This is a genomic window from Clostridium beijerinckii HUN142 (genome assembly GCF_000621745.1).
Lineage (GTDB): Bacteria > Bacillota > Clostridia > Clostridiales > Clostridiaceae > Clostridium > Clostridium beijerinckii_A.
This window is the reverse complement of record NZ_JHXK01000009.1, coordinates 146366-161421: the sequence shown is the minus strand read 5'-3', so window position 1 is coordinate 161421 and position 15056 is coordinate 146366. Positions and strand designations below refer to the sequence as shown.

The following is a 15056-nucleotide window of genomic DNA, read 5'->3' as shown; positions in this document are numbered from 1 at the left end:
AGCGGTAGAAAGGAGAAATCTGACTACTGCTTATTTTTATGTTTTTATATAGTATTTCTTGGGATTAAACTTAATAAAGCAGTAGAAAGGAGTGACCTAACTACTGCTTTTGCTTTTTAGGAAACACACAGTTGTAGTATATCATTAGTATGAAATCAAGAATTAAATAATGAAAATATATCCACTCTATTAGTATATTATCCGGCAATGAAAATGTGATAAAAATGAATAAGAAAATTAATATTATCCTTATTTCTTTTATGGCAAATCTTAAACTAATACATATTATGAAATTGTAAAGAGATTCTTATGTACTATAACTTAATGATAGTATGAAGTGCGCTATGAAAAAAATATAAAAATGAATTTGCATTATTAAATATAAATGTTTAAATTTATTATTTGCTACGGAGGAGAAAAAGATGAGTAACAAAAAATGCTGTGATTGTGATGATCTTGGAATCATGTATACTATTAATTGTGAAGGAACCCTTAGTGAAGATGCTGAGTGTTGTCCAAGAATGGATTATCCTGGAAGAGATGCATTGGAAGATGCGTATAATCAAGGACAAAATAAAGGGTATTGTGATGGCGTGGAAGCTGGACGTGAAGAAGGATACTGTAAAGGATACGAGCAGGGAGCAAAGGAAGCATGCGAAAACACAAAGCAAAAAGCTTTGGATTGTGTAAGAAATATTAATTGTCGTTAGTTGTTAAAAGAATATTTATTGTTTAGTAAATTTACTAAATAACAAAAATAAGAGATAGCAGAAAATCATGTGAATGATAATAAGCTATCTCTATATTTATTGGAAATAGGAAACGTATTTTAATTATTAACATAATTTTAAAATAATATACACATGAATAATAAAGAAATAAAAAGGCAGCAGCCGTAGCTACCACCAATCTATTTTGCATAATTAGTATAGCTCAAATTTATTATTAAGGTCAAGAAATGGTAAAAAATAAACAATATATGTTATAATTTGATTATGATGGTAATGAGTTGGCAAACAAAGATTATTTATATAATCGTGTTAAAAATCCTAAAGTATGGTTGGAGGGTATTATGAATTTGGAAGAACAGAAACAATTAATTTTATCTGGTAAAATGTACAATGATTTGACAACAGAATTGGTTCAGGCAAGAGAAAAAACAGTATTTCTTACAAATGAATATAATGATAGTTTTGGTAAACCTCAACATGAGAGAGAAGAAATATTAAAGAAGTTACTGAAAGGTATTGGAAGAGGAGTTCACTTTGAACCAACATTTAGATGTGAATTTGGTTTTAATATTACAATCGGAGATAATTTTTATGCCAATTTCGATTGCGTAATGTTAGATGGTGGAGGGATAAACATAGGTGACAATGTTTTATTTGGTCCAAGAGTTGGAATTTATACATCTAATCATGCAACGTATGCAAAAGAACGAGTAGCAGGGGGCTGCTATGCAAAACCTGTAAACATAGGCAATAATGTATGGATTGGAGCAGGAGTTAATATAAATCAAGGGGTCACAATTGGAGATAATACAATTATAGGATCAGGTAGTGTAGTTACAAAAAGCATTCCAGCAAATGTAATTGCTGCCGGTGTACCATGTAAAGTAATTAGAGAAATTACAGAAGAAGATAAGACTGGATTTGAAATATGAAAAGTAATTAGCTATTTGGAGCATGCAGAAATAGTTGCATGATCCAATTTAGAATCTTTCAGCGAAAATTTCATAAGTCACCTGGAATAGAAATATATTGAATTTCGGTAAGTTACCATATACGTATGACATCTATATGCACATTGAAGAATGAACAATATCACATTCATATTAAGGATTTTGTTGTAATAGTGCCATAATAATTTTAGAAAACCTTATTATTCAAGGAAGGATGATATATTGTGTTTAAGAAAGATTCTTTAAACAATATTATTGTAAACATAGTTATTTCAGTTTTGTGTATTATATTTGTCTGTATGATAATTGGTTCAGTTATAATATGGAAAAAAACAAGCGATTTGATATATATTATATCAGGAGTTATTGGGACACTAGGAATTCTATTCAATATATATCTTTTATCAAAAGAAAAATCAAGAAAAAATAAATGATGATCGTAAATAAAAAGCAGTATAATCAATCATCACTTATGCTGGAATACAAAATAACGTCTGTCTTTAATGCTACTATTCAACAATTATAAAGGAGAATTAAAAAATGAAGAAAGAAATATATAATAAAAAGAAATTTTGGAGTGGAATAGTATTTCTATTGATAGCAGCAGTCAGTATTTCATTTATAATTTTAAGATTTAATAATACAGATACTTTAAAAATTATTAAGTATCTCGTATTAGATGGTTTTTGTGTATTGTTTGGAGTAACGGAAGTATATAGAAGTTTAAGCGTTAAGTGCACAAAAGAAGATATGCAAAATAATGATGAACGAGAAAATTTTATAAATATGAAATCAAAAAGCAGTGCGTTCAATATTACATTCTTTATTTGTATTGTAATCACAGTGCTATCTATAATTGGATTAGCAATAACAAAAAATATTATATTATGTGGCTTTTTTGTTGGGATAGGAATTGTTCCTACAATTATGGTAGTTGCTGATATAGCGAGTTATATTTATTATGACATGCGAAATTAATTGTGAAGCAAAATATTTGTATTGGCATTAAGTTATTAGAAGGAGAATATTCTAATATTCTTTACCATATTTATTCTGAAGAATATGTATTCTTTAGAATACTACCAGAGAAGAATATATATTCTTCAGAATATGCTTAAAAATGCGGGTTTGGAGCTAGTGTGGTTTTATATTCACTTTAAATTCTTAGGCAATAAACTAATAATAAAATCTACAATATAAAATATAGATGTAGATAGAGTAACTGTATTTATTGATAGAAAATCATTTACGAATTAAAGCAATATGATATAATGATTATTACTAAATTGCACATACTCTGTTTAGTAAAGGTAGATTAGGTAGAAATACTTAGTCTACCTTTTATTTTTCTGTAAAATCAATAACAAATTATGTGAATTAGCATAATATAAAATTAGGAAATCATTACTTTAATAAATTATGATGAATAACGAAGGAGAAAAGAAAATGGGAAACAATTATTATAATTATGATAAAAATAAATGTGATTATAACGATAAAAAGGATTATGATGAAAAAAGTTACAGGATAAAAAATCATAATCATGAATTTGAATCAAGCACAGATTATGAAGAAGATGATGAAGGTGAATTGCACAATCATCGTATTGCTGGTGTGACTGGTCCTCCAATTAAATATGGAAAGACTCATATCCATAAAGTAGCTGAGTTTACAGATACTTTTGGTGATCATTTTCACGAGATTTGTGACACTACTGGTCCAGCTATTTATCTTCCAGGTGGAAAACACATTCATTTAGTAAAGGGTAGAACAACTGTTGCAGATGGACATCAACATGATTATTTTTTCACTACTCTAATTGAAGATCCTACTAATGTACCAGAAGATAAAAAATGTTAGAATCAAACAATAGTATTTAAAATTAATATATCTAAGTAAGCTTATAATTACAATGGATGACATAATTGAAAAATATTAAATTGTTAATGTATTTATAATCAAATAAAGTAAATGAAGCAGTAGTAAGAGGTTTCGAACTACTGCTTTTATACTAAGAAATAAACGCGAAAGGTGATAATATTTTCTGTTTATTTCTATCAAAAAATTAATATGGCATGGAGAAAATGCCAGTATATTAATTAATATACTGTAGAGTAAGAGAAATGTTACAAAAATAAAAAAGACAATAAATTAATACAGAAGTTTAATTTATTGTCTCTAGTCACGACTGGAAAAAAGTAAGAGTTTCTCATCAATATCAAGAATGTTTGTTGCTACAAACAAGCATTTGGTTTTTGCTTTCTTTGCAGTTTCATTAGCAAAGAAAACCATGTTTTCAGCGATATCAAAACCAACACCTTGTTTAGCACCAAACTTCATTATTCATAATAGCTATCTACCATTATTACAGCAGAATTGGCTTACTGTTTTATTAGTAAAATCAAATTCAAGTAATTCCTCAATCAATTCTTTCTTAAGGAATGGATAGGTTTCATTTTGTAAACTTTCGTATACATCCTCAGACCAACCTTTTGCTCGGCGTTCAAATGCTTCTTCCTAGGCCTCTTTATTAGATTTTATTGATCTCCTTATAAAAAAATATTATTGATTACACTTAATTCACATGGTCACGTTCAAGAGAAAAGTCTACAAGTTAGCACTTAAAAACTATCTAGTATATTTGTTCACTTAAGGACACTAACTTTTAATAACATCTAAACCATAGACTGATTATATAACGCTGTTATTTTATGGTCAATAGATACTCAGAATACTAAAATACAAAGATCAAAGTGTTATTGATGTAATTAAATACTTTTAAAAGATTATTTTTTGAACGTTGCTTTTTGGAATATTATTTCTTGTGATATAATATTTGGAAGATTGGTTTTTGATTTTCACTTAAGATATATACAAAAAATCGGGAACATTCTTTACCATATTTATTCTGAAGAATATGTATTCTTTAGAATGTTACCAGAGAAGAATATATATTCTTCAGAATATGCTTGAAAAATGCGGCGTTGGAGCTAGTGGCGCAAGTATAGCTTCATGTTCACTTTACTAGGAGTTTAAATGCAAGTTTATTATTACAACATATGTATATTGCAATTTAATTTCTACATTCTGGCTTTAACTAAGCACTTGTCTCACTAGAATTTTAAATGTGAATTTATTATTAAACATATAGATAATTAGAATTAATATTAAGTAAATAGGAGGAGAATATGAAAGATATTGTACATATATGCTTTTCAGAATCAGCAGGAGGTAGTTTAAGACAGGCTGTTAAAAAGAAAAAATTATTTGAAGGGAAAAAAGTTATAGTGTTTCCTGATGATATTTCTATTGGAACAATCAAGAAGGGTATAAATTTAAGCGAGAGATTAGAATGGTTAGATAGTATTAATAAAGAAGATGAAAGAATTCACTTGGAAGAAATTGATTATCTTAAAAAATATTATAAGCAATTTTATAATGAAATTTCAAACATTAAGGATGCGGACGTAATTTATCTATGGTATGGGGAATGCAGCAGTGATATGTGTGGGATGATGTATACTTTAGAATTATTGAAAGATAAGATAGAAAATATATATTTGGTGAATGTTTCAGAAAAAATTTATGAGGATTATAGAATTATACGTACATATAGAGCGGTAGCAGAAATTGGTACTGAGAGGTTAAAAGAATTCATAAAAATAAGAAGGAAAATTGAATATCAGGAATATAATAATCTAATTGATCAATGGGATTTATTAAAAGATAATAATTCAATACTTCGTATTTTCAAGGATGGCAAGGTACAAGCTGTAAGTGAAGATTATTTTGATATAAATATATTGAAGTATACTGAAAATGAATTTAGAAAATGTGCAAGAATTGTTGGAAGTGTAATGGGACATAGTGAAATGAGAATTTCAGATGACTATATATTTTGGAGAGTAGGAGAGCTTACTAAATCTGGAATGTTAGAATACAAAGGCAAATTTGGGATCATGAGAGAGATGGAAATCAAGATAACACAAAAGGGAATTGAATATATGAGTACTGATTCAGAAGCAATATCGTTTTGGAAAAGTAGGGAGACTGAAAAACAATTTGAAAGGGAAAAAATAAATGAAGCCAAAAATCAGGGGAGAATGGAAGAAAAAATAGCAATAGCTAAAAAGCTTATGGATATTTTAGATACAGAAGTTATAGCGGAAAAAACAGGATTGACAGTAATGCAGGTTAAAAATTTAATAAATTAAAGTGAAACCAAATTAAAATATTAAGTATCAAGTAAAGAAACACTTAGAAAGTACTTGTTAAATTCATGAAAAATTTAAATTAAAGCATGACAATGAAAGCAGGCGCGTATTAGATTATGGCAGAGAATATAGCATTGATAAGAATAGACGATAATTTTGCAATTCAACTTTTAGAAATATTAAATAACGATGAAAAACTGCAAGCTGAATTAGGAGTAAGCGATCATAAGATATCTAAAGAGGAGTTTATTAGACATAATGACAAATGGGCTGAAAGCACCAATTCAGAAATATTTGCTATTGCATTAAATGGTATAGCTATAGGAATAATTTCATTGAGCCATCAAAATATAGAAGAAAGTAAGGCTCAAGTTGGTTACTGGATTGGGAGCGATTATTGGGAAAAAGGATATACAAGCAGTGCTTTTTCTAAAATATTAGATTATGCCAAAGGAAAAGGAATAAAATGTTTGAGTGCCAAAATTAACAAAGAAAATATTGCTTCTAAAAGAATATGGGAAAGATATAATGGAAATATAAAAATAGTGGACAATATGTTTTATGCAAATATAATATTGTAGTGAGTAGACGTAGTTTGTATCCGATGATTTTGCATATATTTTATGTATGAATTATGTTTTTTATTTACAAAAGCAGTAGTCAGGAGATCACTAACTACTGCTTTTTATGATGAGGGATCATACATAAATACAATCCCTTAGGTATATATGACACAAAAGATATCTATTATCATTATATTAAATTGGCCTGAAAAAAAACAAAAGACAGTAAACTATTAATTAATTTACTGTCTTTTGGCAACCTGCCAAGCTATAAAAGATTAGCATTTATAGCATTAGCAAATTTCCAATATTTATACTATGGATTATTTTGGATTCATGTAATATAATATCTCATAATAACATCAAGGTGGTGATTTTATTTTATGAAAGATGTAACGATAGATACAATCAAAGATACAATAAGAGATCTTCCAGAAGAACAAGAAATAATATTGCATTTGACAGATATATTTGAAGGTGAAGAATATACTATTAATGAATATGTTAAGAAAGAATTGATTGATAAATAATATAGAACTTATTATAGTAGTATGATAAAATAATAGAAATTCATTGCAAAAAATAGAGATAGCAGAACACCCAGAAATACTATCTCTATTTTCTTAGGTTAAAAAGAATCTGTAGTTAAAATATAGATTCTTTATTAGTGTAATTCGAAAGACTGACAATCAGTACATTCTACAGTTTTAGCACTAGATTCATGAGTGCCTACTTTAATTTTGTCCAAAGTACAGTAAGCGTCATCTTTACAATGATATTTGCACTCTGTTACAGAACATCCAATACTTTCATTATGTTTCATATTAATCACTCCCTAATTTAATTTCTATAATATTATTTGATAAAATTTTTATTTTATGCTTTATATATAAGATGCATCTTCAAACATTTTCTGAATATTATGGCTCTTGAGGTTACAAAAATATATGTATTTCTGTTATGAGTGTATACAAAAGTTTAATAATAGATAACCATTCTACATATAGTCCTATTTTGATGAGCTAAATCCTTAAGTTCATATCTTCACTAGAAATCATAAATATATTTCTATAGTTTTTCGGAATCAAAATATTTATGATTTCGGTAAGTTACCACATAAATTTAGTTTTAGAGTTGTATATCTATACAGTAGAGAATTGAATTGATTTTTTTTACTAAAAATGTTATGGTTAAGAATATAAATGTAAATTAGCAAAATTTTATAAATAAAATATAGGTTTAATTAAAATCAACTTAATTGAAATTTTAAAATGATTTTTGATTAATTAAAAGGGAATTAGGTGAAATTCCTAAACTATCCCGTAGCTGTATTAGAGGAGCTTAAGTACATTATGTCACTTTTAATTAGGGAAGACGTACTTAAATGATGATTCTTAAGTCAGAAGACCTGCCTATATTTTGCACCATAGGGCACATTAGAGAAAATGACAAGTCCAAGATGCGATGTGTATTTTAAATTTTCGTAAGATGACGAGACAGATACATCTCATAGAGGGCTATTATGTGCATGTGACGAGGAAGTGTGATAGAAAATAGACTATCATATTGAATTGTTATCTTTTTAATGTGACTAAACTCTACGAGTGATAGAGGGGGCGTTTTAGCGAAGATTTATTCACTGATTTTATATAAGTGATTATGTTTTGTTATTATGTCTTTTTAACGCTTTTGTTAGAAAGACTTTTTATTTTGCATAAAAACTATACAAAAATTAAAGACAAGCTATAATGGATCACATATTATGGCATAGTACGCATATATAACTAGCAAACTTTAATTGTTAATTTGTACAGAAGCAAATATAGATAGAAAATCAAAGGAGATGAGATATGGAAAAAATAATTATTTTATGTGCTATGTTTCTGGTGATTGTCTTCTTATTCGTATTCATATGGAAATATAAAAGTATGAATGCTCATAGGGATGGAGTTCATCATCATAAACATAAAATAGGACATAAACATGGAGAAGGATATTCAATTGATTTTTATGCATATGCTTCAAAAATCAGACATTGGAATGCTGAATTTAAAGTATATTTATCAGTTTTGACGCTTGTTCTTTGCATTACATTTAATAGCCCATACGTATCTATTGCAGTGATAATTGGAATGGCTTATCTCACAGTTATTAAAGGAGAGCTTCCATTAATTGAATACCTGTCAATATTGGCAATTCCAATTACTTTTATTTTACTAAGCACTTTTACTATTGCTATTGATTTTTCAAAACAGCCAATAGGACAATATAATTTATATCTTGGATTTTGCTATATTTTTACTTCGACTGCTCAGCTTAAGAAAATGGTGTTTCTAATTTTGAAGATTTTTGCAGCTATAAGTGCTCTGCAGATGATGACCTTATCGACTCCAACTTCTGAGATTATTTATGTTCTTAGAAAGGCGCATATACCAAAGCTTATTGTAGAGTTAATGAGTCTTATTTATCGTTATATATTTATCTTAATGGATGTATTTACAAAAATGAAAAACTCTGCAAAATCACGTCAAGGTTATTGTGATTTTAAAACTTCATGCTATACATTTGGGAGTATTGCAAGTAACATGCTTATTATTTCACTTAGGAAAGCAAATGCTTATTATGATGCAATGGAATCACGATGTTATGATGGAGATCTCGTATTTTTGGAAGAAGATAAAAATATAGAAGTAGTACAGATTGTTTTCGCAGCAGTATTCATAATTTTTTTGATTTTGCTTTGGTACTTTACAAGATAAGGTAAATCCGAAAAATAACAAATTTACTTTATCTCATTTCAAACTTGTTATTTATCTTCATGTGCTTAGAAAGGAACGATTATGAGAAAATTAATATTAAAAATTGAAGATCTCCATTATGATTACGGAAATGGAAAGTCTGCATTAGATGGGGTAAGTGTGGATATTTATGAAGGTGAGAAAATAGCTATCATTGGGTCTAATGGCTCAGGAAAATCCACATTCTTCTTAAATGTAGATGGGGTACTTACACCAGAACAAGGAAAAATTATTTATAGAGATACTGTTATAAATAAAAAGAATTTAAAGGAACTTAGAAAAAACATAGGAATAGTGTTTCAAGATGCTGATAATCAAATTATTGCGTCTACAGTTAGAGCAGAAGTTGGGTTTGGACCTATGAATTTGAAACTTCCAAAAGAAGAAGTATTAAAACGGGTGGATGAAGCACTAGAATATATGAATATTTCTCATTTAAAGGACCGTCCACCTCATTACTTAAGTGGTGGGGAAAAGAAGCGTGTAAGTATTGCTGACATTATTGCAATGAAGTCAGAAATCATAATTTTTGATGAACCAACAGCAGCTCTGGATCCATTAAATGCAATGATGTTAGAAGAGGTGTTATTAAAACTCGGAGCAGAGGGAAAGACAATGTTAATATCTACACATGATGTGGATTTTACATATAGATGGGCTGAAAGAGTTCTTGTGTTTAATGAGGGGAAAATTATTGCAGATGGATCACCTCTAGAGATTTTTCAAAACAAGGAAATTTTAAAACAAGCAAATTTGAAACAGCCAACATTGTTAGAAGTTTATGAATCTCTTATAGGAAAAAATATTTTAAAAGATATAAGGGAATATCCTAAAAGTATAAAGGAATTTAAAGAAATGCTTGGAAAATAGAAACTATAAATATTGAAAGCTTTTTGAGGGGGAGAAAAATGAATAAAAAAGAAAAGAGAATTGTCGCTCTAGCTGCAGCATTTGCTTTAATATTTGGAGTAGATAAAGCAGCAAATGCCATGCACATTATGGAAGGGTATCTTCCACCACAATTTTGCATTATATGGGGTGCTATTTGCATTCCATTCATAGTTATAGGTTATTTATCAATTAAGAAGACATTGGCAGAGAATCGTAGAGCAATTACCATTTTGGCTATGGCGGGAGCATTTGTTTTTGTACTTTCATCGTTAAAGATACCATCAGTAACAGGAAGCTGTTCACACATGACTGGTACTGGACTTGGTGCAATATTGTTTGGGCCAAGCGCTGTTAGTATCTTGGGAATTATTGTACTTATTTTCCAGGCAATACTGCTTGCTCATGGAGGAATTACTACTCTTGGTGCTAATACATTTTCTATGGCTATTGCAGGCCCATTTGTTTCCTATGGAATATATAGATTATGTAAGGCTTTAAAAGTTAATAAATATGTAGGCATTTTCTTGGCTGCATCAATTGGTGATTTATTTACTTATTGTGTAACAAGTATTCAGCTTGCACTTGCATATCCATCCGAAAACGGCGGTTTTATGGTATCGGCGGCTAAATTCCTTGCAGTATTTGCTCCAACTCAAGTTCCACTTGCAGTTATAGAAGGTATTTTGACAGTTGTTATTATAATTGGCCTTGAAACATATGCAAAATCTGAATTAACAGGTCTTGGATTAGTGAAGGGAGGAGAAAATTAATGTCAAAGACTAAAAAAACAGTTATAATTCTGCTAATTATTGCGGCATTAATTGCTGTTATCCCATTATTCACACTAAGAGGCGCTGAATTTGGTGGATCTGATGATGCTGGAAGTAAAGTAGTTTCTGAAATTACAGGTACTGAGTACAAGCCTTGGTTTAAACCAGTTATGGAAACTTGGATTGGTGGAGAATTGCCAGGTGAGGTAGAAAGTCTGCTTTTCTGCGTACAGACTGGTATTGGAGTAGGTGTAATTGCCTTTATAATGGGAAGGTTAGTAGAGAGACACAAAATAGAAAAGGATAAGAAAAAGTAATAGTTCTTTAATCTATTAGAAGATATTCTGTGGAATATATTGGTGCCCTTATTTCTTCACTATAAGATGGATAAAGTAATTAGAAACATAAAATATAAAAAATACCTAAGTAAGAGCTGATAAATAATAGATAGTCAGCTCTTTTATTAATTTATTTGATGTTCAGCCAATATGACATTAGAGATAGAAACTTTTATATGAAAGATTCAGCGTAGTAAATAAGAAATACTCTTTGAAAATCGAATAATGTGATATTTGCAAAATATGCTATAATACTAAAGTATGTTCGGGGGATTAAGATACAAGGCAAGAAGGAATACTTAACTTGTTATTAGTACAAATGGACAAGCTTTGTTCTGCAAATATTCACTTTTGTGGGATTGAAATATAAATTATCAATGTGTAATTAGATATGGGGGATTTTAGAAATATTAAATTTGTTGGATAAGCAAGTATAAATTTATGAAAAAGGGGTTATAAATTATGGTTCTTGAGTTTTTTCAAAATGCATGTATTTTAATAGCGTTTATGAGTATTGCTCAGCATCTTCTTAGGAATAAAAGAATTTTTGAAGATATGTCATTGAAAAGTAAGTTTTTATGGGGACTTTATAGCGGGATATTAGGTGTGATACTGATGATAAACAGTGTACATATTACGCCAGATGCTTTTATTGATTTTAGGTACATACCAATTTTATTTTCTGCTATTTATAGTGGTTTTTTCTCTTCAATTATTGCTTCCATTCTGATAGCTATTTTTAGATCTTTAATTTTGGGAGTGTCTGATATATCACTAATTGGATCAGCAATTGCTTTAGCTATGGGGATCGGATTTGGAATTATTTCTTTATTAAAGATATCAAAAAAACGTAAATATATTTATTCCATGATCTTCTTTGTTATAGCATCAGTTATTTCATCATTTACAGTACCTCAAAATGTTAAATTTGTTTTTCAAGCAGTGAGTTTATACTTTTCTGGATATTTAATAGTATCGTATATCTCAATTAAATACGCAGACTACATATTTGAAACAGTTAGAATTTATCAAAAGTTAAGAAATGAGGCAACAAAAGATTATTTAACTGGCTTGAATAATGTAAGGGAATTTGACAATAGTTTCAATAATATTTCTCAGAGGGCTGTACGAAAAGAAGAAGAGCTATCTATGTTGTTTATAGATATTGATTTTTTTAAGAAAATAAATGATACTTATGGGCATAATGCAGGGGATACTATTTTAAAGAGTTTAGCCTTAATACTTCTTCATACATGCAGGGATTATGATGTTGTATCTAGAATGGGAGGGGAAGAGTTTTCTATAATATTATTAGATTGTTCAGACTCTAAAGCTGCTAAGATTGCGGAAAGACTAAGGGAGAAGGTTGAAGATAATGATTTTTATATTTCAGATAATAAATTTATAAAAATTACAATTTCAATCGGAATAGCATCATATCCTAATACGACAACTCAAATTGATAATTTGCTTGAAATGGCTGACACAGCACTATATCAAGCCAAAAATACTGGAAGAAATAAAGTGGTTTTATTTAACAATCAAGAACATAAAATATAAAAAATACCTAAGTAGGAGCTGATAAATAATAGATAGTCAGCTCTTTTTTAATTTATTTGATGTTCAGTCACTACAACGCTAACTCTAAAAACTTCTTTATGTAAAATTCATCATATCTCTCTTTACGGACTTCTATGCATTTGAAATTTAATGATAACAATAAATCCTTTAAATATATAGTTTTTAATATAATAGTGATGACTATGAATTAGCTTGATTTAGTACCCTATAGAATATTCTTTGAAAGTTGGTTAATGAGATATTTATAAGATATTTTATTAACCAATTTTAAACAGTAAAATTGACATATATATATTAAAATGATAAAATGTCTATTAAATTAATAGACAAGGAGAAGAAAATGAAAGAGGTTATTCGTGATGCAACTATTGATGACTTTAAAAGGGGTTACATATGGGATAGCAAAAAAGCAGAATTTATTTGTTTAATATGCGGAAAATATACAGGCAAAAATAGTAGTGACATAAGCATTCATACAGCAGAGCATGGGAGCCCCATCGATAGAGTACTTATGCTTGATAAGAAATATACTGGACTTACTGAAATTCAGAAAGAGCTTTTGGAAATGGTGTCAAATAAGTATAGTAATAAAGAAATCGGAATTAAGCTTGGATGTGCAGAATCAACAGTAAGAAATATGAGATTTGCGCTAAGAGAAAGGGCGAGACAAGCAAGAGCTTTCTTGGCAGCTATAGAGTTAGCTGACGATGGGAATAGTAAAATAGCCAATCCAAAACTTAGAAACTTTCCAGCTAAAGAAGAGAAAAGAAAAGCATTATTACCAAGGTTTGCTAACTTGTTTGAACCAAATAAAGAGTATACGGAAGCTGAAGTAAAAAGAATTATTAAGCCTATTTACGAAGATGATGCAATAATACGAAGATACTTAGTGGACTATGGATACTTGGGAAGAAATGATGATGGAAGTAAATATTATAAGAAATGTGAGGAAGTTATTATGGATAAAATGAGTAAAAAAGAGATAATAAATAATTATAAACAACAAGAAATAGAAATGGGAATAGTTCAAATATATAATACAGTTAATGGATATTCTTTCGTGGATATATGTACAAATTTATATAAGCCCTTTGAATCAATCAAATTTCAGCTAAATTTGGGGAGAGCTAAATCTAAAAAATTAAAGGAAGATTGGGCAGCTTATGGGGAAAGTGCCTTCGAGTTTAAAGTTGTTGAAAAACTAGAATCTAATGAAGGTGCTACAGATAAGGAAAGGGTTGAAGATCTAAAAGAACTTTTAAACTTGTGGATTGAAAACCAAGGAGAAAATTTAAAATTATATAAATAAGCTGATTTCTGACGTTATAAATTAAGATAATAGATGATAGAAAATGAAATTGCACTTTATGGGAAAAGTGAATTTGTGATTCTTAGATATTTAATATCACTAAATCATGTATGAGTTTAATAATTACTTGAAATAAAGAGTAACATGTCATAACGGGAATATGAATGTTACTCTTTGATTTATATTTATAGGGGGAAAAATTTATGAAAAAAAGTTTTTATTATCTTTATAATATTATTATAATAGTCCAATGTGTCAGGATGGTGGCAAATTTAAATTACAATATGTAGATTTAACTAAGTAATTATAAAAAGCTTCTTTGTAAATTGAATAATGTGATATTAGAAAATACATTATAATTTACAATATAAGTTTCATATAGGACAAAATAAGAAAAAAATTAGGAGAATAATATATGAGTGAAAGAATAGGTATGATTTGCAAGCTCGCACCACAAGAACTAGAAGGAATTTATACATTTGATAAGATAGATTCTAATGATATAGATGGATTATCAGTTTCTATGTTAGATGCATTTAAAGATACAGTAGACTTCAATGGTGAAACAATAGAAGAGTTAAATAAAGAGATTTGTAGTGTTGTTGAAAGTACTTTTGGCACATTTATCCCCGATGCTTCATTTCAAATTAAACAAAATGGGGAAATTGCTGCTGTAATTCTTATCAGTTTATTTAAAGAGAAACCATTTGTTTCAGAATTATTTACAGTTAAGAAATATTTGAAACTGGGGATGGCAAGTAATCTTTTGAAAAAGAGCATAAATGTATTAATGAATTTAGGATATAATGATTTGATTTTATATGTACACCCTGATAATGCAGGTGCTGTAAATCTTTATAAAAAGATTGGATTTATAGAATTATAAATTTATAAACATATTGCATTGGATT

At 28.7% G+C, this 15056-nt stretch carries 17 protein-coding genes and 1 riboswitch; of the genes, 15 read left to right on the top strand and 2 right to left on the bottom strand.

From position 1 onward, the window contains the following. Nucleotides 1–422 precede the first annotated feature (422 nt). The 5 genes from T483_RS0104005 (at nucleotide 423) to T483_RS0103985 (ending at nucleotide 3541) form a co-directional block, all read left to right on the top strand. Complete coding sequence (locus T483_RS0104005) at nucleotides 423–710, top strand: hypothetical protein (RefSeq protein ID WP_026885675.1); 288 nt, start codon at nucleotides 423–425, stop codon at nucleotides 708–710. Between the two features lie 362 nt (nucleotides 711–1072). After that, a complete protein-coding gene (locus tag T483_RS0104000; protein WP_026885674.1) occupies nucleotides 1073–1663 on the top strand; it encodes a sugar O-acetyltransferase in 591 nt (196 codons plus the stop codon). Between the two features lie 242 nt (nucleotides 1664–1905). Then, a complete protein-coding gene (locus tag T483_RS0103995) occupies nucleotides 1906–2115 on the top strand; it encodes a hypothetical protein (protein WP_026885673.1) in 210 nt (69 codons plus the stop codon). Between the two features lie 106 nt (nucleotides 2116–2221). Next, entirely contained in the window at nucleotides 2222–2659 is a 438-nt protein-coding gene (locus T483_RS0103990; protein ID WP_026885672.1) for a hypothetical protein, read from the top strand. A 468-nt stretch (nucleotides 2660–3127) separates the two neighbouring features. Beyond that, the gene (locus tag T483_RS0103985) at nucleotides 3128–3541 is read left to right on the top strand and encodes a YmaF family protein (RefSeq protein ID WP_026885671.1); all 414 of its coding nucleotides are present in this window, start codon (nucleotides 3128–3130) and stop codon (nucleotides 3539–3541) included. 318 nt (nucleotides 3542–3859) lie between these two features. Here T483_RS0103985 and T483_RS32020 read toward each other — a convergent pair whose 3' ends face one another. Further along, entirely contained in the window at nucleotides 3860–4021 is a 162-nt protein-coding gene (locus T483_RS32020) for a hypothetical protein (RefSeq protein ID WP_242841795.1), read from the bottom strand. 848 nt (nucleotides 4022–4869) lie between these two features. Here T483_RS32020 and T483_RS0103975 point away from each other — a divergent pair. From T483_RS0103975 to T483_RS31495, 3 genes are all read left to right on the top strand, one after another. Continuing rightward, nucleotides 4870–5895, top strand: a complete 1026-nt coding sequence (locus tag T483_RS0103975) for a DUF1835 domain-containing protein (protein ID WP_026885670.1) — start codon at nucleotides 4870–4872, stop codon at nucleotides 5893–5895. A gap of 116 nt (nucleotides 5896–6011) precedes the next feature. Then, the gene (locus T483_RS0103970; protein ID WP_035789974.1) at nucleotides 6012–6476 is read left to right on the top strand and encodes a GNAT family N-acetyltransferase; all 465 of its coding nucleotides are present in this window, start codon (nucleotides 6012–6014) and stop codon (nucleotides 6474–6476) included. A gap of 365 nt (nucleotides 6477–6841) precedes the next feature. Further along, nucleotides 6842–6988, top strand: a complete 147-nt coding sequence (locus T483_RS31495) for a hypothetical protein (RefSeq protein ID WP_196244845.1) — start codon at nucleotides 6842–6844, stop codon at nucleotides 6986–6988. A gap of 134 nt (nucleotides 6989–7122) precedes the next feature. Here the strand turns inward: T483_RS31495 and T483_RS30360 are convergent, their stop codons facing one another. After that, a complete protein-coding gene (locus tag T483_RS30360; protein ID WP_080696902.1) occupies nucleotides 7123–7281 on the bottom strand; it encodes a DUF1540 domain-containing protein in 159 nt (52 codons plus the stop codon). Nucleotides 7282–7676: 395 nt separating this feature from the next. Continuing rightward, nucleotides 7677–7888: riboswitch (cobalamin riboswitch) on the top strand. Between the two features lie 420 nt (nucleotides 7889–8308). Here T483_RS30360 and cbiQ point away from each other — a divergent pair. From cbiQ to T483_RS0103920, 7 genes are all read left to right on the top strand, one after another. Beyond that, a complete protein-coding gene (cbiQ, locus tag T483_RS0103955) occupies nucleotides 8309–9217 on the top strand; it encodes a cobalt ECF transporter T component CbiQ (RefSeq protein WP_026885668.1) in 909 nt (302 codons plus the stop codon). Nucleotides 9218–9298: 81 nt separating this feature from the next. Beyond that, on the top strand, nucleotides 9299–10126 hold the full coding sequence (locus T483_RS0103950) for an energy-coupling factor ABC transporter ATP-binding protein (protein ID WP_026885667.1): 828 nt from the start codon (nucleotides 9299–9301) through the stop codon (nucleotides 10124–10126). A 38-nt stretch (nucleotides 10127–10164) separates the two neighbouring features. After that, nucleotides 10165–10917, top strand: a complete 753-nt coding sequence (locus T483_RS0103945) for an energy-coupling factor ABC transporter permease (protein ID WP_026885666.1) — start codon at nucleotides 10165–10167, stop codon at nucleotides 10915–10917. Next, on the top strand, nucleotides 10917–11234 hold the full coding sequence (locus tag T483_RS0103940; RefSeq protein WP_026885665.1) for an energy-coupling factor ABC transporter substrate-binding protein: 318 nt from the start codon (nucleotides 10917–10919) through the stop codon (nucleotides 11232–11234). The genes T483_RS0103945 and T483_RS0103940 overlap by 1 nt, the downstream gene beginning before the upstream one ends. 483 nt (nucleotides 11235–11717) lie before the next feature. After that, complete coding sequence (locus T483_RS0103935; RefSeq protein ID WP_026885664.1) at nucleotides 11718–12815, top strand: diguanylate cyclase; 1098 nt, start codon at nucleotides 11718–11720, stop codon at nucleotides 12813–12815. Nucleotides 12816–13176: 361 nt separating this feature from the next. Continuing rightward, entirely contained in the window at nucleotides 13177–14145 is a 969-nt protein-coding gene (locus T483_RS30355) for a DUF2087 domain-containing protein (protein WP_026885663.1), read from the top strand. Between the two features lie 415 nt (nucleotides 14146–14560). Then, nucleotides 14561–15031: a GNAT family N-acetyltransferase gene (locus tag T483_RS0103920; RefSeq protein ID WP_026885662.1), complete on the top strand. Its 471-nt coding sequence runs from the start codon at nucleotides 14561–14563 to the stop codon at nucleotides 15029–15031. The last annotated feature ends 25 nt before the right edge of the window (nucleotides 15032–15056 follow it).

Coding starts and splice junctions, on each gene's coding strand:
- T483_RS0104005 (WP_026885675.1), top strand. CDS start 423: ATGAGTAACAAAAAATGCTGTGATTGTGATGATCTTGGAATCATGTAT.
- T483_RS0104000 (WP_026885674.1), top strand. CDS start 1,073: ATGAATTTGGAAGAACAGAAACAATTAATTTTATCTGGTAAAATGTAC.
- T483_RS0103990 (WP_026885672.1), top strand. CDS start 2,222: ATGAAGAAAGAAATATATAATAAAAAGAAATTTTGGAGTGGAATAGTA.
- T483_RS0103985 (WP_026885671.1), top strand. CDS start 3,128: ATGGGAAACAATTATTATAATTATGATAAAAATAAATGTGATTATAAC.
- T483_RS32020 (WP_242841795.1), bottom strand. CDS start 4,021: ATGAAGTTTGGTGCTAAACAAGGTGTTGGTTTTGATATCGCTGAAAAC.
- T483_RS0103975 (WP_026885670.1), top strand. CDS start 4,870: ATGAAAGATATTGTACATATATGCTTTTCAGAATCAGCAGGAGGTAGT.
- T483_RS0103970 (WP_035789974.1), top strand. CDS start 6,012: ATGGCAGAGAATATAGCATTGATAAGAATAGACGATAATTTTGCAATT.
- T483_RS31495 (WP_196244845.1), top strand. CDS start 6,842: ATGAAAGATGTAACGATAGATACAATCAAAGATACAATAAGAGATCTT.
- T483_RS30360 (WP_080696902.1), bottom strand. CDS start 7,281: ATGAAACATAATGAAAGTATTGGATGTTCTGTAACAGAGTGCAAATAT.
- cbiQ (WP_026885668.1), top strand. CDS start 8,309: ATGGAAAAAATAATTATTTTATGTGCTATGTTTCTGGTGATTGTCTTC.
- T483_RS0103950 (WP_026885667.1), top strand. CDS start 9,299: ATGAGAAAATTAATATTAAAAATTGAAGATCTCCATTATGATTACGGA.
- T483_RS0103945 (WP_026885666.1), top strand. CDS start 10,165: ATGAATAAAAAAGAAAAGAGAATTGTCGCTCTAGCTGCAGCATTTGCT.
- T483_RS0103940 (WP_026885665.1), top strand. CDS start 10,917: ATGTCAAAGACTAAAAAAACAGTTATAATTCTGCTAATTATTGCGGCA.
- T483_RS0103935 (WP_026885664.1), top strand. CDS start 11,718: ATGGTTCTTGAGTTTTTTCAAAATGCATGTATTTTAATAGCGTTTATG.
- T483_RS30355 (WP_026885663.1), top strand. CDS start 13,177: ATGAAAGAGGTTATTCGTGATGCAACTATTGATGACTTTAAAAGGGGT.
- T483_RS0103920 (WP_026885662.1), top strand. CDS start 14,561: ATGAGTGAAAGAATAGGTATGATTTGCAAGCTCGCACCACAAGAACTA.